Source organism: Kitasatospora sp. NPDC056138 (assembly GCF_042264695.1).
In the GTDB taxonomy this organism is placed as follows: domain Bacteria; phylum Actinomycetota; class Actinomycetes; order Streptomycetales; family Streptomycetaceae; genus Kitasatospora.
In genome coordinates this window covers 1-26,018 of the sequence record NZ_JBHJVK010000026.1, presented here as the reverse complement: position 1 = coordinate 26,018, position 26,018 = coordinate 1, and the positions used below count along the sequence as shown (strand labels likewise).

Sequence of the window (26,018 nt, the reverse complement as noted above, 5' to 3'; positions counted from 1 at the left end):
CGCGAGTGCGGCGAGGGGTTCGGCGGTCACGGCGGGACTCCACTTCGGGTGCGGGAAGGTGCACTTCGAAGGGTGTCCGGGGAACGTATCGGGGCCTGGGCAGCCGTGTATCGGCGTGCGCTCTGGTCTGTGGCAGTTCCGGCAGTTCCGGCAGTTCCGGCAGTTCCGGCTGCTCCGTCGCGGTTCCGTAGCGGCCGGACGGCCGGGCCGGCAGGTGGTCAGGCCGGCAGGTGGTCAGGCCGGCAGGTGGTCAGGCCGGCAGGAGCAGGGTGGCGACGGCGCCACCGTCCGGGGCGTTGTCCAGGCGCAGTTCGGCGCCGAGGAGCCGGGCCTGGCCCAGCGCGATGGTCAGGCCCAGGCCGTGGCCCGATCCGCGCTCGGCCGTGCCCGTGTGGAAGCGGCGCGGACCGTCGAGCAGCAGGTCCGGCGGGAAGCCGGGGCCGTGGTCGCGCACGACGACCGTACGGCCCTCGACGGTGACCTCGACCGGGGTGTGCCCGTGCCGGTGGGCGTTGATGACGAGGTTGCCGACGATCCGTTCGAGGCGGCGCGGGTCGGTCTCCACGGTCGTGCCGGCCACCGCGTGCCGTGCGTCGGCGACGGTGACGTCCGTGTCGAATCCGGTGCGCGCCACGGCCTCGCGGACGACCGCGCCGAGCGGCACGTGGGCCCGGACCGGCTGTTCGGCGCCGGCGTCCAGCCGGGAGATCTCCAGCAGGTCCTCGATCAGGCCGCGCAGGTCCCGCACCCGCGCCCGGAGCAGGTCCTCCGTCTCACCGGGCGGCAGAAGGTCGGCGGCGGCCAGCAGGCCGCCGACGGGGGTGCGCAGTTCGTGGGCCACGTCCGCGGTGAACCGGCGTTCGGTGCGCAGCAGTCGGCCGAGGCTGTCGGCCATGAGGTCGACGGTGGCGGCGATGTCGGCCACCTCGTCGCGGCCCTTGGTGGGCCCGGTCCGGGCGTCGAGGTCCCCGGCGGAGATCCGGCCCGCGGTCTCGGAGACCCGCAGCAGTCGGCGGCTGATCAGCCCGGCCCCGTAGACCGCCAGGGGCACGGCCGCCGCGAGCGAGACCAGTGAGGCCACCGCCACGCTCACGTCCAGCCGGTGCAGCCCGTGGAGCTCCGGGCTCATGTTGACCTGGACGGCCAGCACCCGGCTGCCCGGGCCGCCGACCCGCTGGGCGGCCCAGACGCTCGGCCCCAGATTGCCGTCGACGCGCCCGTCGTAGGCCGTGTGCCGGTCGCCGTCGGCCGGGTACCGCAGCGCGGCGGGCAACGCGGCGGGGTCGAGCTCGGCACCGTCCGCCAGCGTTCCGGTGCGCCGGTAGGTGTCCATGGCCGAGTACACGGTGTTGAACGCCCGCATGTCGGCCTGCTGGCGGATGTCGCGCGCGGTCCACAGGTGGACCAGCACGCCCACCGCCACCGCCACCAGGCACGCGGTGGCCGCGGCCAGCGCGGCGATCTTCCAGCGCAGCGGCACGCGGGCGGAGCGCGGCCGCTGGAACGGGCGCACCGGCCTCAGCGCCTGAGCTTGTAGCCGAAGCCGCGGACCGTCTCGATCCGGTCCCGGCCGAGCTTCCTGCGCAACCGCTGCACACACAGGTCCACGACCCGGCTGTCGCCGTCCCAGCCGTACTCCCAGACGTTGCGCAGCAGGGTGTACCGTTCCAGCACGACGCCCGGGTGAGCGGCGAACTCCAGTAGCAGCTTCAGCTCGGTCGGGGTCAGCGCCACCGGGCTCCCGGAGACGGACACCTCCAGACCGCCGGTGTCGATGCTCAGGTCCCCGAAGACCAGCAGGTCCTTCCCGGACGGGGCCGGCTCCTCGCCCGTGGCGCGCCCGGCTCCCGGGGCGGGCGCGTAGGTCGCCCGTCGCAGCAGCGAGCGGATGCGTGCCACGAGGACGTAGGTGTCCACGGGTTTGACCACGTAGTCGTCCGCCCCGGCCTCCAGACCGGCGACGACATCGAGCCCGTCGCCGCGAGCGGACATCATCAGAATCGGCACCAGGCTGGTCTCCCGGACTCTGCGGCACAGGCCGATCCCGTCCAGACCGGGCAGCATCACGTCCAGGACCAGCAGGTCGAAGCTGTCGTCGCGGAAGAGCTCCAGCCCCGCGAGGCCGTCGGCCGCGGCCGTCATCCGGTAGCCGTAGCGTTCGAGGGCGACGGTGAAGGACCGGCGCATCAGGTCGTCGTCCTCCACCAGCAACACGCGAACGGGGCGTGGATCGGCCGGGGCCGGGGCGGGCGAGGACACGGGGACGACTCCTGTTCGGACGGGGCGGGTTTGGGACGGGCCGGGTGAGGCCTCGGTCCCGAGTGCGCTCACGCACAGCCGACGGCTCGAGAGGAACGATACGGCAGGCAGCGGGTGCGGCGACCACGTCGGACGACGCACCCGCAGCACCCGCTCGGGAGCCTCCCCGATCCGAGAACATGCAGGTCGGAGTGGGTGGAGCGGCTCGGGCAGCGGCCGGATCCAGGGCTGTTCGGCGCGCTGCGGGCCGTTCGTCGCCGTGGGGCGGCGCACCGGTTCGACGGACAACCAAGCGCTCCCTGATACCCGACGGATACAAAACCGCTCCCCTGTCGAGCGGCCGGGCGGGCAGGCGGGCAGGCGGGCTGCCCGGGTGCGCTACTTGCCGCCGAGGTTCCGGAGCTGGGCCCGCGCCTGGTCCAGGGTGGGCTGCGGAACACCGATCAGCACCTGCGGGGAACCGCTCTCCTTGGCCGGGCAGTAGCGCGCGTCCTTGACGGGAACGCTCACGGACAGCACCCCCTCGTTGCGGACCAGGACGAGAAGGGATCCGGTCGTGCAGCTCGCGTTGGGCGCGACCGGCGGCGAGGACAGCCAGGTGACGGGCTGGAACACCGCCCCACCCGCCCGCAGCACCGTCCCGTGCGCCCGGTCGGCGGCGAACGACCCGCCACCCAGGACACCGGTGGTCAGCCTGGTGAACTCGCCGGACGTGTGGTCGGTCCGCGCATCGGCGGCCCCGTACACCACGCAGTCGTGCCCCGACACGTTGGTCAGCTTGACGACACCGGTCCACCGGGGGTCGGCACTCCCGCTCAGGCCGACCATCTCGGCCGCCACATCGCTCTCCTTCTCCGAGCTGCCGCACAGCGGGACCTCCGCACCCCCCGACTTCGCCACCACCCCAACGGACTTGGCACCGGACTTGCCACCGGACTGCCCCACACCCGCAGGCGCTCCCGACGCGGCAGCCGGTGCCCCCGACCCCTGCGCGACGGCCGACGAACCGGACTGCGCACCGGACGCCGCCGGCCCGGCGGCAGTCGCGGCACCGCCCCCGCAGGCCGTGAGCGAGAGAACGGCGGTCGCGGCAACAGCCGCAGCGGCGAACAGACGACCGTGAGCCGACATGATGAACCCCCTGATACTGCCCGGCCCGTCGGACACCCGCGGCCGGAGCTTCAATTGCTGACACATCCCTACACGCCGACCCCACCCGCCAGGTGACGCCTGTTACCGTCCTGCGACGAACGACCTCGTCTGCGGCACCACACCGTCCCCCGCACACCGACGGGCGGCCTGCGCCGCAGAACCCGCAGCGGCCCGACCGCACAGGTCCGGGCTGGCGGCGGCCCAACCGGTCCGTGCACGCACCGACTGCGCGCCGCATGCCTGGGACCCGGTTCCGCCGATCCGACGGGAGGCGGCTGGAACCGACGGCTGACGCCCCCTCTAGACTGGAGCCGCCCCGGGGTCGGCGGCCGCACGGTTGAGACCGGCACGAGGAACCCCGCTCGGGCTGATGGGCCGTCTCCGGATGCGCTCGCCCCGTCCCGTTGAGGAGCAGTCACGTGTCCGCAGACCGACCAGGTGCCGTCGTGCCCCCGAGCTTCCAGGCGCTGTCCGCGGACGACCCCGACGTGGTCGCCGGATACCGCCTGTCCGCCCGTCTCGGCGCCGGCGGCATGGGCCGGGTGTACCTGTCCCACACGCCGGGCGGCCGGCCGGTGGCGCTCAAGGTGGTGCGGCCCGACCTCGCCGAGGACCCCGAGTTCCGGCAGCGGTTCGCCCAGGAGGTGGCCAACGCCCGGCGGATCCACGGGCTGTACACCGCCCAGGTGGTCGACGCGGGTGTGGACGCCGCCGTTCCGTGGCTGGCCACCGCCTACGTACCGGGCCCCTCGCTGCAGCAGGTGGTGCAGCGGTACGGACCACTCCCGGAGCGGACCGTGCTCCTGCTGGTGGCCGGCATCGCCGAGGCGTTGCAGGCCGTCCACGGCAGCGGGGTGGTCCACCGTGACCTCAAGCCCGCCAACGTCCTGATAGCCGCCGACGGCCCGCGGGTCATCGACTTCGGCATCGCCCGTGCCGCCGACGCCAGCGCGCTGACCGCCACCGGTCTGCGCATCGGCTCGCCCGCTTTCATGGCACCCGAACAGGCCCTGGGCATGACCGCGACACCCGCCACCGACGTGTTCGCCCTCGGCGCCCTGGCCGTCTACGTCGCGGGGGGCACACCGCCCTTCGGCGACGGACCGGAGTCGGTCGCGCTGTACCGGGCCGTCCACGAGGAACCGGACCTCACCCGCGTCCCGGGCGGACTGCACGAGCTCCTCCGGCACTGCCTGGCCAAGCAGCCCGAGCACCGTCCGACCACCGCTCAGGTGATCGAGGCCGCCCGGCTCCACCCGGCGGTGGGCGGGGACCTCAGGTTCGCCGACGACTGGCTGCCGCACCAGGTCAGCTCGGAGCTCGCAGAACGGGCCGACCTGCCCCAGGCACCGCCCCCGCCGCCCACCGCCCTGGCAACCCTGCCGGACGTCCCCCGGCCCGGAGCGCCCGCCGTCCCCTCGCCGGTACCACCGCAGGAACCGGAAGCGAGCGAACCGGAAGCACACCGACGCACCCGGTCGGGATCCACCCGGCGACGTTCGCTGCGGAGAACGGCGCTGACGGCCACCGTGGCCCTGCTCATCGGCGCGGCCGGGGCGTTCGCCCTGTTCGACCACCTCGGTCAGGACGACACCTCGGCCGCCGACAGCGACTCGTCCTCGGGCCGGCCGGCCTCGCCCGCGGCATCGGACCCGGATTCGGCAGCGTCCTCGGACCCGGCCGAAGCGGCCCCCGGCTACACCGCCGTCTACACCGGTGCCGAGCTCACCTCACCGGACCACACCTACGAGTTCGACATCAAGACCGGCAAGGTGGCCCCCGAGGGATCCGCGACCTGGTACGTCGGCCGCACCGCCGACGAGTTCTACGTTCCCGACAGCAGTGACGCCTACATCGGCCAGGACGACCAACTCGGAACCGCCGAATGCCTCAAGGGCGTCGACAGCCAACCGGTCACCCGGCTGCAGTTCGGCGTTCTGCAGGCCGGCCACACCTTCTGTGTCCGCGCGCAGGGCAACCAGGACATCGCCATCGTCCAGGTGCTCTCGGCCGCTTCGGGCGACGGACCGGTCAAGATCTCCCTGGACTACTACCGCTACGACGGCTGAACGAGCCGGAAGCGGTCGACCGCGCGCCCGGTCTCAGCGCCCGTGCCCCGGCCGACCGAGGCTCCGACCGGCCCGCTGCCGGGCGGTCCGGGGGCCGGGGGCCGGGGCCGGGGGCCGCAGCTGGAACTGCGCGGCAGCGCCGGAGAGTTACGGTCGCTTCCGCGTCCCGCCGAGCCGTCCCCCGGGGCCGGTCAGCGCAGCCGGTCTGCGCGGCCGGTCAGCAGGACTTGGCGGTGGCCCGGACGCCGAAGTGGACGTAGCGGCTGCCGTCCGCCAGCGCGTAGAACACCACCGGTATCCAGGCGTCCTTGTCGTTGCGGCGGCCGGCGAACACCGTCTTCGACGGGGTGTCCGAGACCGGGGTCAGGTGCCAGACCAGCGGCTCGAAGGTGCCCGCCAGACCTCCGATTCCCTCGTACCTCAGGTCCAGCACACCCTCGCCCGAGGCGGCGGCGGAGATGGTCATGAGGAAGCCCTCACGCCTGTACTCGCCGATGAACGGCTCGGTGTGCACGGCCGGGTGATCCTCGGCCGGCTGGTTCCCGGCCGGTCCGAACCGGGGCATCGTCACCCCGGCGAACGTGGCGCTCAGTTCGCGGCAGAGTGCCTCGTGGACCTTGGGCGCGGCGCCCCCGCCGTTGGTCAGCAGCGCGACGGCGAAGCCCTTCTCCGGGATGGCGCGCAGGTAGGCGAGCTGTCCGAAGGTGCTGCCGTCGTGCCCGAACCCGCGCACGCCGTCCCACTCGAACAGGCCCCAGCCCAGGCCCCAGTGGGCGCCGAGGAACCACTGGTCGGGCATCTCGACCTCGCGGGTCAGCATCGCCTCGACCGCCGCCGCGGAGAGCACCCGGGTGCCGTCCGGCGCCGCGCCGCCGTCGATGAACAGCCGGGCGAACCGCACCACGTCGGCGGCGGTGGCGCTGATCCCGCCGTACGGACCGGCGGAGCGGGGCAGCATGTTCCACAGCGGGGTGGGCTCCGGGTCCTCCCCGGGCTCGCCCATGTGCCCCATCGCGGCGCGGAAGCGCAGCACCTCCTCGGGCAGCGTCATCGTGTGTTCGAGGCCCAGCGGGTCGCAGACCAGCTCCTTGAGCGCCTCGTCCCAGGTCCCGCCGGTCACCACCTCGACGATCCGGCCGAGGACGTTGTAGGCGGTGCTGGAGTACGACATGGTGGCGCCGGGCGGGTTGGTGAGGCCCACGTTCCGCGCGCCGTCGACGTAGCGGGCCAGGCAGTCGTCGCCGCGGCCCGTGTCGTTCACGTGGTCGCCCTCGATGCCGCTGGTGTGGTTGAGCAGCTGCCGCACGGTGATCGTCCGGCCGGCCTGCGGGTCGGCGACGGTGAAGTCCGGCAGGACGTCCACGACGGGCGCGTCCAGATCCAGCTTCCCGGCGTCGACGAGGATCATCACCAGCGCGGCCGTGTAGCCCTTGCTGACCGAACCGATCTGGAACACCGAGTCGGTGGTGACCCCGACGCCCGTCCGGGTGTGCAGGATGCCGCTCGCCAGTTCGTGGATCTCCCCGTCGGCGAGGACGGCCAGGGTCGCCCCGGGGATGCGGTGGGTGGCGATGAGTTCGTCGAGCCGGTCCTGCCAGTGGGCGTGGTCGAAGGCCCCGGCGCCGCCGCCCTTGCCCAGTGCCCGGTTCACGGCCTGCGCCGCCTCCCGGTTGGTCCGGTCCACGAGCTTGGCGACCTCCTGCTCCACCCGCTTCGAGAACTCCTGGTACCCGTGCTTCGACATGAACATCCTCCCCTGGGACAGGTGACGCGATGGTGTGGCCCGCGGTGGTGCCCGGACTCCTACGGGCCACCGCGCAGCATGGAACTCGGGCGCGGCGCCCGAGCCTTGGAGCCGTCCGGCGCCAGGCCCTCGCCGACCGGGCCTGCGGGGTAGCGGTTCTGCAGGGGCGTCGACGCCCGTGCGGGATCGACCGGCCGGACCCTAGTCGGCCTGCCGGGGCCGCCTGCCGACGACGGAGGCCAGCGCGGCCATCGTCATGCGCGGCGGCCGCCTGAGGTCCCGGTCGGGACGGATGACCGGGCCGGCCAGGAGCCGGACCAGGGCGCCGAGCGCGAACCCGTAGGCCACCACCAGCCCGTGCCCGTTGGACTGGGCGAACCACAGGACCAGGCCGACGGCCGGCACGGCGAGCGCGAGCAGCCGCTCCGTCCGGACGGCCCCGTCGGCCTTGGCACGCAGCAGGAGGGCAGCGGCCAGGGTCGCGGCGAGGAAGTAGGTGGCGCCGGAACTCCCGGCGAAGTTGCGGGGATCGGTCTCGGTACGGTCGGACCAGCCGAAGAGGGCGTCGATGTGCTGCGGCAGGAGGATGCCCGCGGCGAACAGGCCCAGCATCAGGGGGCCGCCCCAGAACCACTCCGCCAGGGCGGCCATGACGGCGAGGGTGGCGATGTTCCAGGCCGCCCCGCCGAGGCCGCCGTTCTGCATGAAGACCGAGGTGACGACCCGCCACCAGCCGGACCTGGCGGGGTCGCTGTCGAAGGCGTCCATCGCCCCGGACCAGCACAGCTGGGTCAGCACGCCGCCGAGCGCGACCACCGTCACCCCGATCGCGGCCCACGGGAGACGACGCCGGCCCACCGTGTCCTCGCCGATCAGCGCCAGCCCCGCCTTGAACATCAGCACCATCAGCCCTGCCGTGGTCACGTTGAACAGCACCGCGCCCATCGTCACCACCCCCCTTCGAACACCGTTCGGAACGATCCGAGGGCGACACTAGCGTCGGCCACGACAAGATTCAAACAGTGTTAGAAAAGAGGGTCGGGCCGGACCGTGGATCCGGCCGCGAGCTCCGCAGGGTTCTTGAGCGACCGTCAGGGCGGCGGACCCCCGCCTCCGGACAGTCGGCTCCGGACCGGAGCCGGCTGCCGCAGATCCACGCGACCACCGCGACGAGAACCGCGGCGAGCCCGCCCGGCACCATGCCGGCGAAGCACCGTGCCCGCGGAGCACCGTGCCCGCGGATGTCGAGGCCCCGTCCACGACGGCTCCGCCCGCCAGGGCCCCGGGGCCGGCTTCAGACTCCCGTCCGCCGGGCGGCGGCACGGCGATGGGGCACGGGCCCCGCCGGCCCGGCGGAGGGCGCCACCGACAGGCGCAGCACCTCTGCCGCGGGGCTGTCCGGCGCACAGACGTCGACCTCCACCTGCCCGCCTCCCACGCCTCCGGACGGGAACGCGCCGCCGGACGACCACGGGGGAAGCATCGCGACGCCGTCCGGACCGGTCCGGACGTCGGCCTGCGGACAGGGCCCCGTGGTCAGCGCGAAGACCGCACGGGATGACTCGGCCAGGGTGAACCGCAGGCGGACTCCTGCAACTCCCCGGCCACCCCGAAGTGCCCGGATCCGCACCGACCCCGACCCGTTGTGCGACCCGCCCTGGGACCCGTCGTGCGACCGGTCGACGCCGTCGACGAGCGCGAGGGCGTCGACCTTCGGTTCGGCTCCGGGGCCGGCCGTGACCGTCCCGGCCAGGGGCACCGGACCGTTGCGGCCGATGATCACCACGCCGTCCGTCCGGGTGCCGGCCTCGGCGTCGTCGGCGGCCTTGACCGGGATCACGTACATGAGCGGGCCGCAGTCGTCGCCCGTGGTGTTCAGGTGCGGGTTGCCGATCACCGTGAGCGTCCGGCCCGAGTCCTCGATCCGGCAGCCGTCCAGGAATCCGGCGTGGGAGCTGCCGTAGTGGTACGTCGGCACTCCGGTGAAGACGAAGCCGCCGGGGGCCGTGAACCGCTGCAGCACTCCCCCCGGCTGCACCCGTCGCCCGGCGCAGGCTTCGAGCGCCACGGTCAGGACGGCCGACTGGCCGGGTGCCGCCTCTGGCACGCTGTCCTGACGTACCGTCAGTGCCGACTCGTCCAGTTCCGGGGTCGGGGCGACGACGGCCACGGTCAGCAGGACGGTGTGCTCCTGGAGGTGGTCCCCCGTCTCGTGCCTGACCGTCAGCTCCGCCGTGTAGGGTCCGGGCCGGACGGTCTCGGCGGCCCGGACCCGGAACACCCCGTCCAGCGAGCCGTCATCGATCCGCAGCCGCGCCCCGGGGAAGCTCCGTTCCCACTGCCCGGCCGGGCCACCGCGGCCGGAGAGCGCGGTCAGGCCCTCGGGCAGGGCCAGGACCACCGTGACGTCCTCGCCGCGGGCGGTGACCGGCCCCCGGTTCCGGAGCCTGGTCCCGAGGTCGAAGGGCATCCCCCGCTGCACCACGCCGGGGCCCACCGGTTCGCTGACGAGCTCCGCGGTCCCCGGCCGCTCGGGGGTCCTGGCGGCCGACGGCATCCGGCGCACGCGGTGACCGGCCCAGTCCGCGACGTGGAGGGCTGCGGACGGGTCCAGCGCGAGCCCGGCGGGGTAGTAGAGCCGGGCGGACGCGGCGGGGCCGCCGTCCCCGGTGCTGCCGCTGCGGCCCGTCCCGGCCACGGTGGAGATCCCGCCGTCCGGTGTGACCCGGCGGACGCGGTGGTTGCCCCAGTCCGCGACGTACAGGTTCCCGGAGCCGTCCAGCACCAGTCCGAGCGGCTTGTCGAGCCGCGCCGCGACCGCGGGGCCGCCGTCGCCGCTGTCCCCCTCGGTGCCCGTGCCCGCCACCGGCAGCAGCAGCCCGTCGGGAGTGACCTTCAGGACCCGGTGGTTGTGGGTGTCGGTGAAGTAGAGCGTTCCGGAGCGGCACAGCGCGAGGCCCGAGGGGTAGTACAGCTCGGCGGCGGTGGCCGGTCCGCCCTCGGCGGCCGCCCCGCGCGCGGTGCCTCCGCCGGCCACCGTCGTGATGCGGCCGTCCGGTGCGATCCGCCGGACCCGGTGGTTGCTGTGATCGGCCAGGTAGAGGTGCCCGAAGGCGTCCAGCACCAGCCCGATCGGCTGGTTCAGCACGGCCTCGGCCGCCGGCCCGCCGTCACCGCCGAAGCCCCGGACCCCGGTGCCGGCGAGCGTACTCATCCGGCCGTCCGGCGAGACGGCCCGGATCCGGTGGTTCTGCGTGTCGGCGATCAGCAGGTTCCCCCGATCGTCGAGGAGCATCCCCGACGGGTGGTTCAACAGGGCGTCCACCGCCGGCCCGCCGTCACCGCCGAAGCCCCGGACCCCGGTACCGGCGAGCGTACTCATCCGGCCGTCCGGCGAGACGGCCCGGATCCGGTGGTTGTGCGTGTCGGCGATCAGCAGGTTCCCCCGGTCGTCGAACACGATCCCCGACGGGTGGTTCAACAGGGCGTCCACCGCCGGACCACCGTCACCGCCGAAGCCCCGGACCCCGCTCCCCGCCAACGCGGTGATCGTGCCGGGTACTGCCAACTGCTCGGTCCTGGAGCTGTCGAGAACGGAAGTCACGGTGCGGTCTCCTCCGAGTTCTGGCCGGGACGGCCGGTGCGGGCGGCTCGGGCCGCCGCTACCCGTATGCGGACGTTCGTCGGGGCTTGCGCTCCGACTGGATGTGGAACCGGTACGCCGGCCGGCCGCGGCGGAGATCGACCGGCAGCCGGCCTCGACCGAAGCTAGCGGTGGCCCGTGTCCGGCTTCCTTCGCATGCGACTGACAGGCGAGGGAATCACCTGATCAGGTGAACCGTCGACCCGGCCTACCCCGGCCCGAACCGCGTCGGGGGCCGACCTGAACCAGTCGACGGTCAGTCTGAGGCCTTCCGGCAGCGGCACCGGGGCCACGTCCGGGAAGAGGGCGCGCAGCCTGGTGTTGTCGGCCTGCGAGTTCCTGACGTCGCCGACCCGGGCAGCCGTGTACCGGACCTCGGCGCGCAGCCCGGTTGCCGATTCCAACTCGGCGATCAGGGCGCGCAGTGAGGTGCGGGTGCCGAAGGCGAGGTTCACCGGGTCGGGGTGGACGACCCGGCCCACTGCCGCCGCGCCCAGCACCTGGCAGACCGTCTCGACGTAGGTGAAGTCCCGGCTCTGGTTCCCGTCGCCGTGGACGACCAGCGGCTGCCCGGTGAGCAGTGCGCCGATCCAGGTCGGGACGACCGCGGCGTACGCGTGCCCGGCGGGCTGCCGGGGGCCGTACACGTTGAAGAACCGGAACGGGAGCACGGGCAGCCCGTAGCAGTGGTGGTAGGCGGTCAGGTACGCCTCCGAGGCGAGCTTGCCGACGGCGTACGGGCTCCTGGGGGCGGCCCGCAGCTCCTCGTGCTTGGGCAGGTGCGGGTTCAGTCCGTAGACCGAGGACGAGGACGCCGCGATCACCTGGGGGCCACCCGCCCGGCGCGCGGCCTCCAGGACCTGCAAGGTGCCGGTGGCGTTGGCGTGGTGGCTGGCCAGTGGATCCCGGACGGAACGCGGCACGGACGGCAGGGCGGCGAGGTGGACGACGCTGTCGACGCCGCGGAACACCCGGTCGAGCAGGCCCGGGTCAAGGACGCTGCCTTCGAAGAACTCCACCGCGGCGCCCTCCAGGTTCGCCCGGCTGCCGGTGGAGAGGTCGTCGACCACCCGGATGTGGGAGATCTCGGACCTGCTGGCAAGCGCGTGGGCGAGGTTGCCGCCGATGAATCCGGCGCCTCCCGTGATCGCGATCCGCACGACGGGTCCTCCTGGTCACAGGGCTTCGGTGCGGTCGCCGCCGACGCGGTGTCGGCAGTCCAGCACGTAGGCGGAGTGGGTTTCGATGGCGTCGTAGTCGAACTCGTCGTGGTCGGCGAGCAGCACGACCGCGTCGGCGGCCCGCAGTTCGTCGGGCGTGGCGCAGACCCGCCGCGCGTCGAGGAGCTCCTGGCTCCCGGTGTGCAGCGCGTCGATCACGTGCGGGTCCGCCACCCGGACCTCCGCGCCCAGCCGGCCCAGCAGTTGGATGATCCGGGCGGCCGGAGTCTCCCTGGCGTCACCGGTGTTGGCCTTGTACGCGAGGCCCAGCAGCAGGATCCGGGCACCGTTGACGGCCCGTTCGCGCCGGTTGAGCGCCTCGATCAGCCGGCTGACCACGTAGTCGGGCATGTGGCTGTTGATGTCGTTGGCGAGCTCCACGAAGCGGAACCGCTGCCCGAGGGTCCGCTCCACCCGCCAGGACAGGTACGAGGGGTCGATCGGCAGGCAGTGCCCACCGACCCCCGGGCCGGGCACGAACCGCAGATAGCCGTACGGCTTGGTGGCGGCGGCCTCGATCGCCGCCCAGACGTCGATGCCCAGGTCGTGGGCGAACATGGCGAGTTCGTTCACCAGTGCGATGTTGACGTGCCGGAAGGTGTTCTCCAGCAGCTTGCTGAGCTCGGCCGTCCGGCAGTCGGCGACCGGGACGACGGTGTCCACCAAAGTCGCGTAGAAGGCCCGGACGCGCTCCAGCGAGGCCCGGTCGATCCCGGAGACGATCTTGGGGGTGTTCACCAGGTTCCAGTGCCGGTTGCCCGGGTCTATGCGCTCGGGGCTGTAACCGAGGTGGAAGTCACGGCCCGCGACCAGTCCTGACGCGGCCTCCAGGATCGGCTGGACCACCTCGTCCGTGGTGCCGGGGTAGGTGGTCGACTCCAGGACCACGGTCGCCCCGCGGCGCAGGCGGCCGCCGATGGTCCGGGCGGCCTCCCGGACGTGGGAGAGGTCCGGTGTGCCGTCCCGCAGCGGCGTGGGGACGGTGATCACCGCGATGTCGAAGCCGGCGCAGCCGGTCAGGTCGAGGCCGGCCCGGTAGGCGCCGGACGCCAGCAGCGGGTGCAGCCGCTCCGAGGCCACGTCCGCCACGTAGGACCGGCCGAGGACGAGCCGTTTGACCCGGTGCTCGTCCACGTCGTAGCCGAGGACCCGGTGGCCCGCCTCGGCCGCCCGGACGGCCAGTGGGAGGCCGACGTAGCCCTGGCCCGCCACCACCACGCGCGCGTTCCTCATTCCGCCCCCGAACTCCGTTGTGCTCACCATGGTTTGAGGTCCAGTCGCCGGGCCAGGTCGGACTGGATGAGACCCTTCGGGTCGTATCTCTCGACGATCCCGCGCCACCGGTCGATCTCCGGATACATCCGCTCCAGCTGGTTCTTCGTCACACAGGAGTCCTTGGCCAGGTAGACCCGTCCGCCCAGGTCGATCACGATCTCGGTGAAGGACCGGAGCACGCCGAGCACGCCCGGCCCGTCGGGGATCTGGGTGCTCAGCGTGCAGCCCTCCCGGGGGAAGGAGAGCAGGCCCGGGGGGCGCTGGCCGCCGAGCCGCTTGGCGACGGTGAAGTAGCTGTGCAGGCCGGCCCCGGCGAGCATGCCGCCGAGCGTGCGCACGGCCTCGTCGAAGACCTCGGCGGCCACGGTGAACTGGTACTCGTGGAAGCCCCGGCGGCCGAACAGGTTGCTGCGGAACTCGAAGCGGTCGCCCCAGTAGTTGAGGTCGATCACGTGCATCGTCCGGTCCAGCCGTCGGTGCGCGAGGTGGCGCAGCCGGTCGAGGCTGCCGAGCACCACCGGGGTGGCGAGGTTGACCCGCAGCGCGCCCCGGCGGCGCGGATCCCGGTCGCGGGGCCGGTCCACCGCAACGTGCTCCGCGCGGTAGTGCAGCCCGCACGCCTGCTGGCAGGGGTGCCGAAGCCAACCGAACTGGTAGCCGCAGTCGGTCTGTTCGAGCAACCGCCCGAGGCCGGCGGTGCGGGTGAAGGGGACGGCCCGCACCCGTACCGTGTCCGAGACGGCGGGCACCAGCCGCAGCCGGGCCGAGGTGATCAGGCCGGTCAGCCCGATCCCGCCGACGGTCGCGGCGAACAGGTCGGGGTGGCTGTCGGGCGAGGCCGTGACCAGGCTGCCGTCCACCGTGAGCAGGGTGAGGCCGAGGACGTGATTGCCGAAACTGCCGCGGCGGGCGTGGTTCTTGCCGTGGATGTCGTTGCCGATCGCACCGCCGACGGTCGCCCAGCGGGTGCCGCCGTAGACCGGCACGGCCCAGCCGCTGCCGCTGACCGCGAGGTGCAGCGCCAGCAGCGAGGTCCCGCTGGCGCACTCGATGACGCCGGCGCTCCGGTCGAAGTCGAGGATGCCGTGCAGTTCCCCGGAGGTGATGGTGGTGCCGTTCGAGACGTAGGCGCAGTCGCCGAAGCTGCGGCCGGCGCCGCGGAAGATGACCGGGCCGGCCAGCTGGTCGAGGGCGGCCGTCATCGCCCGGTTGTAGGGCACCAGCCGGGTGCGGGTGGGCAGCAGGTGGGACCAGCTCGCGATCGGGACCTGGATGTCAGCCACGGCCGCCTCCCTGACGGACCGCCAGAGAGGTGGAGGCCGGCGCGGGCTGCGTGAAGAAGTCCCGGACGGCGTCGGCTATCCGGTCGATCTGGCGCTCCCCCAGCGTCGGGTGGCTGGGCAGCCTGAGCAGCCGGGAGTCGGCCCGGCGGGCGTTGGCGCAGTCGGCGGTGGCGGCGGCGAACTGCGGCAGCCGCGAGCAGTCGCGGAAGTCGCCGGCGGTGGCCGTCACCCCGCGTCCGGCCAGGAAGGCGGCGAGGCCGGGCGGATCGGGGACGTGGATCCCGAAGTACGCGGCGTTGGAGAGCCCGTGGCGGTCCTCCGCCAGCCAGCCGATCTCCGGAACGCCGGTGAGGCGCTCCCTGATCCGCTGCCGCACTTCCCGCCTGGCCCGGACGTTCGCGTCGAGCCGCCCGAGCTGGGCGGCGAGCATGGGCCGCATGAAGTCGCGGTAGGGCGACCGGCCGTCGGGGTCGAAGCGGTAGGCGGGGTCGTTGCGCGCGGGCTCCAGGATCCGGCTCAGACCCCCGTGGCCGCGCCGGGCCAGCGCCCGTGACAGGCGCAGCACGGGCTGGACGGACCAGTCGGCCACCGGTGTCTGGGTGACGGCCGAGCCTGCGGCACGGGACCAGACCGAGACGAAGGCCTCGACGGGTGAGGGGTGGTGGCCGGGCAGCGGGCCGGCCGCCGCGAGCTCCTCGGGTACGGCCAGCATGCCGCCGCCGAAGGTGTTGACGATCTTCTGGATGCCGAAGCTGAACAGTGCGCCGTCCGAGTCCGCACCGACCTGCGCGCCGTCCGCCGCGCGGGTGCCGACCGCGTGCGCGCAGTCCTCGAACAGCAGCAGCCCGAACCGGCGGCACACCGCGCGGATGCCGGCCAGGTCGGCGGGGTGACCGAACATGTGCGTGACCACGACCAGGCGGGTCCGTTCGGTGACCAGGGGAGCTATCCGCTGCGGATCGAGGCAGAGGGTGTCCGGCTCGATGTCGGCGAACACCGGCACCAGGCCCCACTGCCGGAGCACGGCGGCGACCACGTAGAAGTTGAACCCGGCCAGGACGACCTCGTCACCGGGTGCCACCCGGCCGCGGCACAGCGCGAGGAAGGCCCACAGGGCGTGGCGGCCGGTGGGCATCGGCAGCAGGCGCCGGCCGGTGAGCCGGCCCGCCCAGACCGATTCCAGCGACAGCTGCCGGTGGGCCCGCCCGCGTCCGGGCGCGGCCAGCAGGGGCAGGTAGTCGGTGGTCCGCAGACAGGAACTGTGGCAGGGAATCACTCGGTGCATGGCCGGCCTCCCCCGGTCGGACGTCAGTTGTCCCAGTGGTAGCCGTCGAGGAAGGCGAACGCCTTCGCCTCCCGGGCCACCCGCGCGATCAGGTGCGGCGGCCACTGCTGCGCGTGGCGGCTGCGGTGCGGCGTCGGGTAGAGCAGTCCGACGGCCTGGTCGAGGTGCTCGCGGTCGGCCTGGAGTCCGACGAACTCGCACAGCTCGGCGGTGAGTTCACGGGGCCGCGCGAGGAACTCCTCGTGCCGCACGTGCAGCACCCCCGCGCCGCCGCGGCGTTCGGCGATCGAGGCGACCTCGCGGCAGATCGCGAAGTACGCCGCCGTGGTCGACTCCAGGTCCGACATCCGCCGCAGCGCCCAGGTGGTGATGTTGTCGTAGGGGTTGCGGGTGACGTGCACCAGCCTGACCGGTACGCCCCAGCGCCGCTCGAAGGCGTCCAGCGCGGCCGGGTTGCGGGCCAGGCGCAGCGCGGTCAGCCGGCCCTCCTGGTCGCCGATCACCCGCAGGTTCCGGGTCCGCCCCTGCCAGGAGCCGGGCATCGCGTAGCTGTAGCCGGTCAGCCGGCGGCCGCCGCGGGTGAAGCGGCGGACATTGCCGGTGATCATGCCGGTGAGCATCGCCGGCGAGTAGCCGCGCTCGATGTAGCGCATCGCGTCGAGCCGGTGGGCCACCAGCGCGTCGGGGTGGGCGTCCAGGACCGAGCCCACGGCGCTGTGGCCGCTGCGCGGATGGCCGATGAACAGGCAGCAGGCGGCGAGGTCGGCGCGCTCGTACCGGCGCGCCCGGGCGTGCACCGCCAGCGAGTCCCAGCGGGTCGCCCAGGACTCGCGCAGTTGCAGCCATGCACCGTTGTCGAGCGCGGAGGGACGGATCCGCAGGCTCATCCGCACGCCCCTCCCCCGGCCGTGGCGGCCGAGGGGTGCCTCCGCCGTCCGGCGCGTGCTTCGCACACCGCGTTCCTCCCGTCGGTCCGCTCTCCCCGGGCCCGGGGGTGCCGCCGCCCGCTCATGCGGCACCGCCGCGCACGTCCCGGTGCCACAGCGGCGCGCAGCTCCACCGCGCGGCGCCCTCCACGAAGGCCCCGCTCGCCAGGGACACCAGCGGCGTCCATCCGGCGCTCAGCACGGCCAGCCACAGGAACACGAACCAGTGGTGGACGTACGGGTAGTACCCGGCGGACCGCAGCGTGCGGCCGACCCGCCACAGTCCCAGGCCCAGCACCGCACTGCCGACGGCGATCCACCGGCCCGCCGGCTGGGACAGCAGCCGGGCCGTCAGGCCCGCGGCCACTGCCGCCAGTAGCAGCAGCCGCAGCAGCATCCACCACCGCTCGGCGGTCCGCGAGCCGCGCCAGCTGGCCGAGTTGATCGACTGCACGGCGGCCCGCGGCAGCTTCTCCGTGTACGAGAAGTGCGCCCCGACCGCGAGCGGCAGCGCGAGCAGGAGCGCGTTGCCCCCCACCGTCGTCGGCACGGACACCGCGGGGAACAGCGCCGGCGCCGCGACCAGCACGGCCGCCGCGTCCCGGTGACCGCCGTGGCGCCCCCGTAGCGGCCAGCCCCGGCGCCCGGTGGTCACCTTGGCCACGTAGCCGAAGACCACGGCCAGGCAGAGGGTCCAGCCCAGGCAGCGCACCAGCGGTGCCGCCCCGCCCTGGCCGGCGAACCGGCCGGCCAGGACCGGGGCGAGCAGCAGGGTCGCGGCCAGCAACGGCACCCCGAACAGCAGCGCCGGCGTCCGGGGCCGCCAGTCGGTCCTGGCGATGTTGCCGCGGGTGCGCTCCGGCTGCGGCCGGGTGTGCAGCTCCCACCACCGCGCGCACAGGCGCACCGCGAGCCCCGGCCCGGTGCGCAGCGCCGGCGGCTCAGCCCTCGCGCCGGAAGGCGGCGTCGACGTACTTGACTTCGTCGGACCGGGCATCCCGCACCACCTCCAGCACATCGCACAGGACGAAGCCGAGACGGTCCGCCTCGGCGGTGAAGTCGGCGAACCGGTAGCCGCCCGTGAAGCGCCGGGCGACCGACACCTCGGCGATCAGCAGCCCGGTGTCCCGCAGGAACTCCCCCGCCCCCGCGAGCACTTCCAGTTCGAAGCCCTCGGTGTCGAGCTTCAGCAGGTACGGCGGCCGCAGCCGGCCGGCCGTCCGCAGCGCGTCGAGCGTGGTCACCGGTACCGCGCGGGCCTCCAGCGGGTCCCCGGTCGCGGTGAGCGCGGTGCGTTCGAGGAAGGAGCTGCGGCCCGCCCGGCGCGGCTCCAGGCGCAGTTCCCGGACCTCCTCCCGGCGCCCGGCCGCGCACAGGTGGTACTCGCCCCGCACGCCGCGCAGGATCTCGCGCAGCCGTGGCTCGCACTCCGCCCGGGGCTCGACCAGGACGTGGTAGGCGTCCGGGAACGCCTCGTACAGCACCGGCGTGCCCTGGGACACCCCGACGTCGACCACGGTCCGCGGGCGGCCGGCCAGCGCGCGCAGGCGCTGCGCCGGCCAGCCGGGCCCCGTCGCGGGGCTTGGCCGTGTCATGGCGTCTCCATCCGGTAGGTGGTGATCAGGGGCTTGTGGTCGGACGGGGAGAGCCCGTCGACGAAGAAGTCCACCGCCTCGGTGGTCATCGGCGCGATCGGTCCCCGGTGCAGCATCCAGTCGGCGACGCTGGGGATCCCGCCGGTGGTCGGCACCGAGGGGATGGTGGGCCGCGGCGTGCGCCCGAGGGCCGAGAAGGAGTCGTCGAGTCCGGCCTCGCGCAGCACCCGCAGCGGATGGAAGAAGTCGTTGAGGTCGCCGGTGAAGACCACCGCCTCCCGCGCCGGGGCGATCCGGGCGAGCGCCGCCGCGGTCGCCCTGGCCTGGGCCGGGCGGGGGCTGACGCCGGTGCGCAGCTCACCCGGGTGGCCGGGCCAGGTGTAGTGGGCGGTGGCGACCACCAGGGTCGTCGCCGGCTCGTCGCACCGGCGCAGGCGGACCCAGTACAGCCCCCGCTCCGCCTCCGGCTGTCCGATGTCCTCGCGCCCGTGCGCCACCGGCTCGAACAGGCCGCGGTGCCAGTAGATGTTGCTCTCCCGGCTCCAGCCGGGGAAAGCGTCCGCCACCCGGTCGTGGCCGTCGAGCGACGTGTCGATCGCCGTACGGACCTCGGGCGTCAGCTCCTGGACGGCCAGGACGTCCGGCCGGTGGCCGCGCAGGAACGCGTCGAGCGGGCGTGCCCGGTCCGGCCAGCGCCGGGTCCGCCAGAGGTTCAGCGAGCAGACCACGAACCTCGGCTGCGCGGTGCTCACCGTGCCGCCCGCCGGGTCGCGTGCCCGGCCGCTCGTCTGGCCGCTCGTCTGGCCGTGACGACCTCCTCGACCAGCTCCGCCCACCGGCCCGCGGCCGTCTCGGGGGCGAGCAGCTCCTCGGCCAGCCGCCGCCCGGCCCGGCCCATGGCGGCCCGCTCCTCGGCGGAGAGCTTCGCGAAGCGCCGGACGGCTCCGGCGACACCGTGCGGCTCACGCGGGTCGAAGAGGAACCCGTTCTCCCCCTCGCGCACCAGGCGGTGGTTGTCGCTGACCGCGCTCGCCAGGACGGGCAGGCCGCAGGCCAGCGCCTCGCACACCACGTTGGGCAGGCTCTCGTACCGGGAGGGCAGGCAGAGCACGTCGGCCCGCTGGTAGAGCGGGACGACGTCGGTGACCGGAGGGTGCACCCGGAAGACCTCCTCCAGCCCGGACCGGCGCAGGACGTCGAGCAGTTCCAGGTACGGGCGCGAGCGCCGGGAGGGCGTCTGCCCGCGGAAGAAGTTGTTGCCGTACCAGTCGACGGTGACGTCGAGCGCCGGGTCGGTGGTGCGCAGCAGCCGCAGCGCGGCGGCCAGCGCGAGGAAGTTCTTCTCCGGGCGGAAGCGGCCGACCGCCAGCACCCGCAGCGTGCCGTGCGGGGGCGGCGGGCTGTCGGCCGGCCGGAAGTGCTCCAGGTCGACGCTGTTGGTGATCTGCCGCAGCCGGGGTCCCAGCCACGGCGCCGCACCGCGGACGTACTCCTCCAGGTGCACGGAGTTCGCCACCACCGCGTCGGCCAGGCGGTGGAACTGGAAGCGCGTCAGATCCCGCACGTTGCGCCCGCCCTCCTTCCCGGTGCGCTCGGAGACGATCAGTGCGAACCGCCGCGCGGGCAGACCGGTCAGCTCCGCCAGCAGGCCGGGCCGCCGCAGGAAGGCGATCACCACGTCCGGTTCGGCGGCCCGCACGATCCGCCGCAGCGCACCGAGCCGCCGCCAGGGCGCCATCACCGGGACCTCCGTCACCGGGACGCCCGCGCGCTCGAACTGGCCCCGGAAGTGGTCGCGGTGGTTGTAGTCGACCAGGTGGTAGGCCACCAGCGACACCTGGTGGCCCAGCCCTCCGAGCTGCACGGCCAGGTTGTAGAGCTGACGCTGCGCGCCACCGGTGGTGAGCGCCTCGATCAGGAACAGGACGCGGCGCCCGCCCGTGCCGCTCACGCGGGACGTCCCCAGGTCACCCGGCCGAGCACGGTGAAGCTCAGCACCCCGTCCCGGGCGTACGGCCGCAGCAGCCTGCGGAAGCCCTCGCGGAACGCGCGGGCGCGTTCGAGGCCGAGATCCTCCACCCGGAACGCCTCCCTGGAGTGGAACGAGGTGATGTAGTCCTCGATCGGCTGACGGACCGTCAGTCTGGGTGTGGTCCGCTCGCCCTGCCGCTGGAACAGCCCCCGCCGCTCCAGCTCGGCGGTGACGTCCCGGCGCGGGCGGGAGGTCGCCCAGCCGGCCAGGAACCGCTCCTCGGCGGCCCGCCACGGCACCTCGCGGGTGCTTCTGGGCACCGCCAGCACACCGGCGTCGGTGAGCAGGCGGCGGCAGTGCGGCAGGACGGTCTCGCAGCGCATCCAGTGCAGACTGCGCCCGGCCGTGATCAGGCCGTACCGCTCGTCGGTGTCGAACTCCTCGGCCGTGGCGCAGATCCACCGGATGGCGGGGTGATCGCCGCCCGGCAGCCGGCGCCCTTCGGCGATCATCTCCGGTGCGGCGTCCAGCGCGTCGACCCGCCGGACGTGCGGGGCGAGCCGGCGGGCCAGCGTGCCGGGGCCGCAGCCCAGGTCCAGCACGATCCGCGGCTGCGAACCGAGCAGGCCGAGCAGGATCTCGTCGACCTCGGGAGGGTACGGCGCGCGCCGGCTGTACGCCCGGGCGACCCCCGCGCTGCGGTAGCGCCCGGCCAGTGCCGCACGGTCCGGGTCGGCACCGCCCGGCGGCCTGGCCCGCCCGTCACCTGGCCCCATCGTCACTCGCTCCTCTCGTCCGGGGTGCCCCGAGCCCCCGCTGCCAGGACAGGTACCGCGCGGTGGCCGCCGCCGCCTCGCCCAGGCGCGACGGGAGCCGGCCGGGCTCGGCCGGGGCGAAGACCCTCGGCAGCAGGTTCGGGGCCGCCCCGGCGGTGAGCAGGCCGCGCACCGCGGCGAAGCCCAGCCGGTACCCGCTGGCCGGCACCTGGCGCGCGGCGTACGGCCCGACGTCGGCCGTGCCGCCGTTGGGGTAGGCGAAGTACCGGCACGGCCCGCACCTCGCCTCGATCTGCCGCCTGCTGTCGACGAGTTGGCGGCGCACCTCGGCCGGGCTCTCGCGCTCGTGCAGGATCGCGTGGTCGTGGCCGTGCGAGCCGATCTCGGCTCCCGCCCGGGCCAGCGCGCGCACCCCGGCCCAGTCCAGCACCGCGTCGGCCGCGAACCGTCTCTCGACCTCCGGCCAGTCGCCGGCCGGCAGCAGGCCCCTGAGCTCCCCGACCAGGCGGCGCACCACCCGCAGGTCGGCCGCCTTCAGCACGGGCAGCAGGTCGGCCACGGCCCGTTGCCGCGACGTGCGGTCGCCGAGCCGGTACGTCCGGGCCGCGCTCGGCAGCCGCACCTCGCCCGGCGGCGCCGTGTGCAGTGCCGCACGCAGCACGTGGGTGGGGAACCGCTCCCCGGTGGTGATGTGACGGGTGCTCACGAACACCGCGAACGGGATCCGCCGCTCGCGCAGCAGCGGCTCGGCGACGTCGAGGACGTTGCGGTACCCGTCGTCGAAGGTGATCACCGCCTTGGGGGCGCCCAGCGGCCGGCCGCCCAGCAGGTGGTCGGCGAGCACGCCGAGCGGGACGAGTTCGTGGCTGCGGGCGAGCTGGTCGAGCTGCTCGCGGAACGTCTCGGCGGGCACCTGGACGGTCTGCACGTCCGGGTCGACGGCGTCCGCGGACACCCCGTGGTAGCAGAGGACGGCGGCGGTGTCGGGCGGGGGCGGGAGGATGTCGGTCACAGTCCGGTGTCACCCAGGCTCTCGGAGACGTACAGGCTCGGGGGGTCGGGCAGCAGGCCGGCCGGGGCGCGCAGCCGTCCGGTCGGCGGCGGCGCCGCCCCCTGCCACGCCCCGAGCCGGCGCAGCCGCCGGGAGACGCGCGGCTCCAGCGGCGGGACGTGCACCAGGGCGCAGCCGGCGCGCCCGGCCTCGGCGACCGCGCCCAGGCACAGGGTGTCGATGGCGGCGGTGTCCGAGAAGTCGGCCCACAGGTCGCGCAGCCGCAGCACGGGCACCCGGTCGGTCTCCACGCGCTGTGCGACGGCGAAGCCGCACAGCGCGCCGTCCCGCAGGGCGGCCAGCAGGATCTTGCGGTGGTGGGCGCCGGCGAAGCAGTACCAGCGGACGGTGGCGGCGGACCGGAGCGCCGCCCCGGCGAACTGACGGCCGGTCCGCTCCCACAGGGCGTCGAAGCGCTCGTCGGTGTCGGGCAGCACGACGGCCTCGCAGCCGGGCGGTGTGCGGCGTTCGCCCCGGCTGCCGGGCCGCGGGGTGATGCCGAGCCGGGCGGCGTAGGCGCGTTCGGCCGGCCCGGTGCGGCCGAGCGGGCCGGCCGGCAGCAGGCTCACGGTCGAGTCGCCGCCGGACAGCGGCGAGAAGCCCAGCCGGTCCATGATCAGCCGCGCCCGGGCGTTCGGGGTGGAGTACACGGCCACGCCGCCCCGGGCGGCCGTGGCGTGCGCGAACAGCAGCGCGAGGCTCTCGCCCCGGAACTCCTCCCGCACCCGCCAGGTCGTGGCGTTCCAGACGTCCACCGGCCTGCCGTCCAGTTGCAGCTCGGACGGCACGTTTCCGAGGAAGCCCACGACCGCGCCGGACCGGTGCAGCAGCCAGCCGCGCGGCTGTGTGCCGGTGAAGGCGGGGTTGCGGTGCCACCACAGGGCGAGCCGGTCCCGCCAGAACGCCGGGCCGCGCCGTTCGCCGGGGAAGCCGCCGAGGAAGTCGACCAGGGCCTGCTCGTCGTCCGCCGTCACGACGCGGACCGGGCTCATCGGCTCGCCTCCGCGGCCGGCGGCACGTACCGCAGCTTCTTGCCCCGGGTGGTCGGCAGCCCGGCGCTGCCGACCAGCACCTTGACCGGCACCTTGTGCCGGGGCAGCCGGGCCCGGCAGTGGCGCTTCACCTCGGCGGCCCCGTGGCGCGGATCCGCCGGGGCGTCGACCCGGACCCGGGCGCAGACCACCGCGCCCATCAGGGCGTTGGGCTCACCGTGGACGCGGACGTCCCGGACCCACTCCAGTTCCTGGATCACCGCCTCGACCTCCTGCGGGAACACCTTGTCGCCGCCGACACTGATCACCTCCGACGCCCGGCCGAGGATCCGCAGGTACTCGCCGTCGCACTCCACCAGGTCGCCGGTGACGAACCAGCCGTCCGCGGTGAACGGGCTCGGCGCGTTGAGGTAGCCGAGCATCGCGGCCGGGGTCCTGAGCTGCAACACGCCGTCCACCACCCGGTGTTCGACGTCGAGCTTCAGCCACAGCGACTCGCGGGCCCGGGAGTGCGACGGGAACGCCCCGACCTCGATCAGCCCGTAGGTCTGCTTGATCCGGGTACCGGGCAGGGCGGCGTTGAGGCGGTCCAGGGTGGCCTGTGGCATGGCCTCGGAGCCGTAGGTGATCAGGCTCAGGGAGCCGAGGTCGTGGCGTTCGTGGGCACGGCTGAGCAGCATCAGCTGCAGGAAGGTGGGCGAGGTCGGCAGCACCTCGATGCGGTGGCGCGCGACGGCCGCGCACACCGTGTCCGGCCGGCGGTCCGGCAGCGCGTACAGCGTGCCTCCGGTGGCCAGCGTGTGGAAGAGCGTGTTCAGGCCGCCCAGGTGTTCGAAGACCAGCATGGCGGGCATTCGCAGCGGCGGCCGCGGCTGCCTGAAGCGGGCGAGCAGGGCGTCGGCATCGTGCAGCACCGCCTTCGGGCGCCCGGACGAGCCGGAGGTGAGCAGGAGCAGGCCGGGCCGGCCGCGCCCGCGCAGTCGCGCGATCAGCGGGTGCACCGGGGGCCGGGGCGCGGTGCCCGAGGGCCCGGACGGCCCGGACGGCCCTGAGGACCCCGCCGAGATGGTCCAGCGGTCGGCCGCGTCGATGCCGACGCTGCCCCAGACCGGGGCGACGGCAGCGATCTCGGCGGCCGTCGCCGCCGGCCCGTCACGGTTGACCGGGGCGACGATCGCATCCCGCTCCAGCAGCGCGAGCAGCAGGGCCGTGGTGTTCGGCGTGTAGTCCGACTCCACCGTCACGACCGCGCCCGCGGGAAGCGAAAGGCGGTCGAAGCGGGAGTGCCACTCGGCGATGGCGCCGATCAGCCGGCGGTACGAGTAACCTCGGCCGCGCCAGCTCATGAAGTCGTTCTCCCGACTTCCCGGCCGACCGCCGATCAGAAATCCTGTGTCCATCGATTCTCCGACGATCGGGGTTCAGACACCGCCGTAGTAGAGCGTCTGGCCGGTCATCATTCCGGCGCGTTCGCTGAGGAAGAAGTCCACCGCGTGGGTGATTTCCGCCAGTTCTCCGAACCGGGGAAAGGCGAGCCGGTCCAGGACGCGCTCCGCGAGGTTCTGCGGTGGAATGCCGCGGACCAGATCCGTGTCGATCGGCGGGGGACCTATCGTGTTCACGGTGACGCCGTAGGCCGCGTATTCCTTGGCCAGTACCGACGTCATCGCCTCGACCGCCGCCTTGGACGCCACATATGCGCTCTCCCCCTCCAGCTTGAGCGGGACGGCGATGGTGGAGAAGTTGACGATACGTCCGTTACGTTGACGGCGCATCAGTTTCGCCGCTTCGCGGGAGAAGAGGAACGTACCGACCACATTGGTGCGCAGCACCCGTTCGAGAGTGGCCACGGGCGTGGTCATCGCCAGGTTCATGGACGCGATGCCGGCGTTGTTCACCAGGGCGTCCAGCCGGCCGTGCCGGGCGCGGACCGTACGGAACAGCCGGGCGACCGCGGGCTCGTCGGCCACGTCCAGGCAGGCGTGGGTGTAGCGCTCGTCGTCCAGGTCACTGGGCTGCCGGCTGCAGCCGTAGGTGTGCCAGCCGCGCCGGGCGAAGGTCTCGGCCAGGTGCCGGCCGATTCCCTTGCGCGAACCCGTGATGACGATGACCCGGTCACGGTCACTCACCCGCCTCACTCCCGGAGAGCTCCGAACCGAGCACCGCCGCCGCGTAGTTCGCCAGCGAAGCGACCGACCGGAACGGGCTGTTCCGCTGCGAGAGCGCCCTGTCGTCGACGAGCGAGACCGAAACCGAGAACTCGTCCTGGAGCCTGAGTTCGGTCTCGGCCAGCAACTCCACCAGTCCCAGCGAGTCGAGCCGGCCCTCCGCGCCGAACAGGGCGAGTTCCGGAGCCTTTTCCAGGGTCGCGCCGGGCGGCAGCCCTTCGTTCACGACATCGATGGCTTCGTAGATGAGACGGAGAATGACCGTTTCGCGCGTCATGTGCCGGAAGAACCCTTCTCACGGACAACGCTATGAGACGAAGTGGGTCGGCAAAACAACAAGAACAGTCGGAGACAGTGGGTGTACGCTACGCTGTTGAATGCGGCCCGTCAATGCCACCGTCACCGTCCGACCGACCGTCAATGGTTCTCGAGAGGGCATCACATGACGACCTCGAACCGCATCCGCACACCGGCCGACAGCCGTCCCCCGGCCTCCGTCGAGGCCCCCCGCGTGCTCTCGCACCTCGACGCCCTGGAAGCCGAGTCGGTGCACGTCTTCCGCGAGGTGGCGGGCGAGTTCGAGCGCCCGGTGATCCTGTTCTCCGGCG

22 protein-coding genes and 1 pseudogene are annotated in these 26,018 nt (G+C 73.7%); 2 read left to right on the top strand and 21 right to left on the bottom strand.

What is annotated here, in order from left to right:
* Positions 1–250: 250 nt before the first annotated feature.
* From ACFC1R_RS18085 to ACFC1R_RS18075, 3 genes are all read right to left on the bottom strand, one after another.
* Positions 251–1,513, bottom strand: a complete 1,263-nt coding sequence (locus tag ACFC1R_RS18085; protein ID WP_375939610.1) for an ATP-binding protein — start codon at positions 1,511–1,513, stop codon at positions 251–253.
* Positions 1,514–1,518: 5 nt separating this feature from the next.
* Positions 1,519–2,259, bottom strand: a complete 741-nt coding sequence (gene cseB, locus ACFC1R_RS18080; RefSeq protein ID WP_375939608.1) for a two-component system response regulator CseB — start codon at positions 2,257–2,259, stop codon at positions 1,519–1,521.
* Positions 2,260–2,637: 378 nt separating this feature from the next.
* Entirely contained in the window at positions 2,638–3,204 is a 567-nt protein-coding gene (locus ACFC1R_RS18075; protein WP_375939606.1) for a hypothetical protein, read from the bottom strand.
* A 626-nt stretch (positions 3,205–3,830) separates the two neighbouring features.
* On the opposite strand from ACFC1R_RS18075, the gene ACFC1R_RS18070 reads away from it, so the two are divergent.
* A complete protein-coding gene (locus ACFC1R_RS18070; RefSeq protein WP_375939605.1) occupies positions 3,831–5,480 on the top strand; it encodes a serine/threonine-protein kinase in 1,650 nt (549 codons plus the stop codon).
* A gap of 217 nt (positions 5,481–5,697) precedes the next feature.
* Here the strand turns inward: ACFC1R_RS18070 and ACFC1R_RS18065 are convergent, their stop codons facing one another.
* The 18 genes from ACFC1R_RS18065 to ACFC1R_RS17980 form a co-directional block, all read right to left on the bottom strand.
* The gene (locus ACFC1R_RS18065; protein ID WP_375939603.1) at positions 5,698–7,224 is read right to left on the bottom strand and encodes a serine hydrolase domain-containing protein; all 1,527 of its coding nucleotides are present in this window, start codon (positions 7,222–7,224) and stop codon (positions 5,698–5,700) included.
* A gap of 201 nt (positions 7,225–7,425) precedes the next feature.
* Positions 7,426–8,169 carry a hypothetical protein gene (locus ACFC1R_RS18060; RefSeq protein WP_375939730.1) on the bottom strand — a complete coding sequence of 248 codons (744 nt, stop codon included), beginning with the start codon at positions 8,167–8,169 and terminating at the stop codon, positions 7,426–7,428.
* A gap of 349 nt (positions 8,170–8,518) precedes the next feature.
* Complete coding sequence (locus tag ACFC1R_RS18055) at positions 8,519–10,828, bottom strand: hypothetical protein (protein WP_375939601.1); 2,310 nt, start codon at positions 10,826–10,828, stop codon at positions 8,519–8,521.
* 164 nt (positions 10,829–10,992) lie between these two features.
* Positions 10,993–12,027, bottom strand: coding sequence for an NAD-dependent epimerase/dehydratase family protein (locus ACFC1R_RS18050; RefSeq protein ID WP_375939599.1), 1,035 nt, complete (start codon positions 12,025–12,027; stop codon positions 10,993–10,995).
* A gap of 15 nt (positions 12,028–12,042) precedes the next feature.
* Complete coding sequence (locus ACFC1R_RS18045; RefSeq protein WP_375939597.1) at positions 12,043–13,320, bottom strand: nucleotide sugar dehydrogenase; 1,278 nt, start codon at positions 13,318–13,320, stop codon at positions 12,043–12,045.
* A gap of 23 nt (positions 13,321–13,343) precedes the next feature.
* Positions 13,344–14,645 carry an FAD-binding protein gene (locus ACFC1R_RS18040; protein WP_375939595.1) on the bottom strand — a complete coding sequence of 434 codons (1,302 nt, stop codon included), beginning with the start codon at positions 14,643–14,645 and terminating at the stop codon, positions 13,344–13,346.
* A complete protein-coding gene (locus tag ACFC1R_RS18035) occupies positions 14,638–15,930 on the bottom strand; it encodes a DegT/DnrJ/EryC1/StrS family aminotransferase (RefSeq protein WP_375939593.1) in 1,293 nt (430 codons plus the stop codon). Before ACFC1R_RS18035 ends, ACFC1R_RS18040 begins: the two co-directional genes overlap by 8 nt.
* Before the next feature lie 23 nt (positions 15,931–15,953).
* Complete coding sequence (locus ACFC1R_RS18030; RefSeq protein WP_375939591.1) at positions 15,954–16,817, bottom strand: hypothetical protein; 864 nt, start codon at positions 16,815–16,817, stop codon at positions 15,954–15,956.
* Positions 16,818–16,938: 121 nt separating this feature from the next.
* Positions 16,939–17,763 (bottom strand): hypothetical protein, encoded by an 825-nt coding sequence (locus tag ACFC1R_RS18025; protein WP_375939589.1) that lies wholly within the window; start codon positions 17,761–17,763, stop codon positions 16,939–16,941.
* Between the two features lie 34 nt (positions 17,764–17,797).
* Positions 17,798–18,451 (bottom strand): FkbM family methyltransferase, encoded by a 654-nt coding sequence (locus ACFC1R_RS18020; RefSeq protein WP_375939587.1) that lies wholly within the window; start codon positions 18,449–18,451, stop codon positions 17,798–17,800.
* Positions 18,448–19,203 (bottom strand): endonuclease/exonuclease/phosphatase family protein, encoded by a 756-nt coding sequence (locus tag ACFC1R_RS18015; protein WP_375939585.1) that lies wholly within the window; start codon positions 19,201–19,203, stop codon positions 18,448–18,450. Before ACFC1R_RS18015 ends, ACFC1R_RS18020 begins: the two co-directional genes overlap by 4 nt.
* A complete protein-coding gene (locus tag ACFC1R_RS18010; RefSeq protein WP_375939583.1) occupies positions 19,200–20,402 on the bottom strand; it encodes a glycosyltransferase family 4 protein in 1,203 nt (400 codons plus the stop codon). Before ACFC1R_RS18010 ends, ACFC1R_RS18015 begins: the two co-directional genes overlap by 4 nt.
* Complete coding sequence (locus ACFC1R_RS18005) at positions 20,399–21,199, bottom strand: class I SAM-dependent methyltransferase (RefSeq protein WP_375939581.1); 801 nt, start codon at positions 21,197–21,199, stop codon at positions 20,399–20,401. The genes ACFC1R_RS18010 and ACFC1R_RS18005 overlap by 4 nt, the downstream gene beginning before the upstream one ends.
* Positions 21,186–22,211, bottom strand: coding sequence for a polysaccharide deacetylase family protein (locus tag ACFC1R_RS18000; protein ID WP_375939579.1), 1,026 nt, complete (start codon positions 22,209–22,211; stop codon positions 21,186–21,188). Before ACFC1R_RS18000 ends, ACFC1R_RS18005 begins: the two co-directional genes overlap by 14 nt.
* Positions 22,208–23,242, bottom strand: coding sequence for a hypothetical protein (locus ACFC1R_RS17995; protein ID WP_375939578.1), 1,035 nt, complete (start codon positions 23,240–23,242; stop codon positions 22,208–22,210). The genes ACFC1R_RS18000 and ACFC1R_RS17995 overlap by 4 nt, the downstream gene beginning before the upstream one ends.
* Positions 23,239–24,642, bottom strand: coding sequence for a fatty acid--CoA ligase family protein (locus ACFC1R_RS17990; RefSeq protein ID WP_375939576.1), 1,404 nt, complete (start codon positions 24,640–24,642; stop codon positions 23,239–23,241). Before ACFC1R_RS17990 ends, ACFC1R_RS17995 begins: the two co-directional genes overlap by 4 nt.
* 21 nt (positions 24,643–24,663) lie before the next feature.
* Positions 24,664–25,371 (bottom strand): SDR family NAD(P)-dependent oxidoreductase, encoded by a 708-nt coding sequence (locus ACFC1R_RS17985; protein WP_375939575.1) that lies wholly within the window; start codon positions 25,369–25,371, stop codon positions 24,664–24,666.
* The gene (locus ACFC1R_RS17980) at positions 25,364–25,687 is read right to left on the bottom strand and encodes a hypothetical protein (protein WP_375939573.1); all 324 of its coding nucleotides are present in this window, start codon (positions 25,685–25,687) and stop codon (positions 25,364–25,366) included. The genes ACFC1R_RS17985 and ACFC1R_RS17980 overlap by 8 nt, the downstream gene beginning before the upstream one ends.
* Positions 25,688–25,852: 165 nt before the next feature.
* Here ACFC1R_RS17980 and ACFC1R_RS17975 point away from each other — a divergent pair.
* Positions 25,853–26,018: pseudogene (locus tag ACFC1R_RS17975) on the top strand (sulfate adenylyltransferase small subunit); the annotation flags it as partial.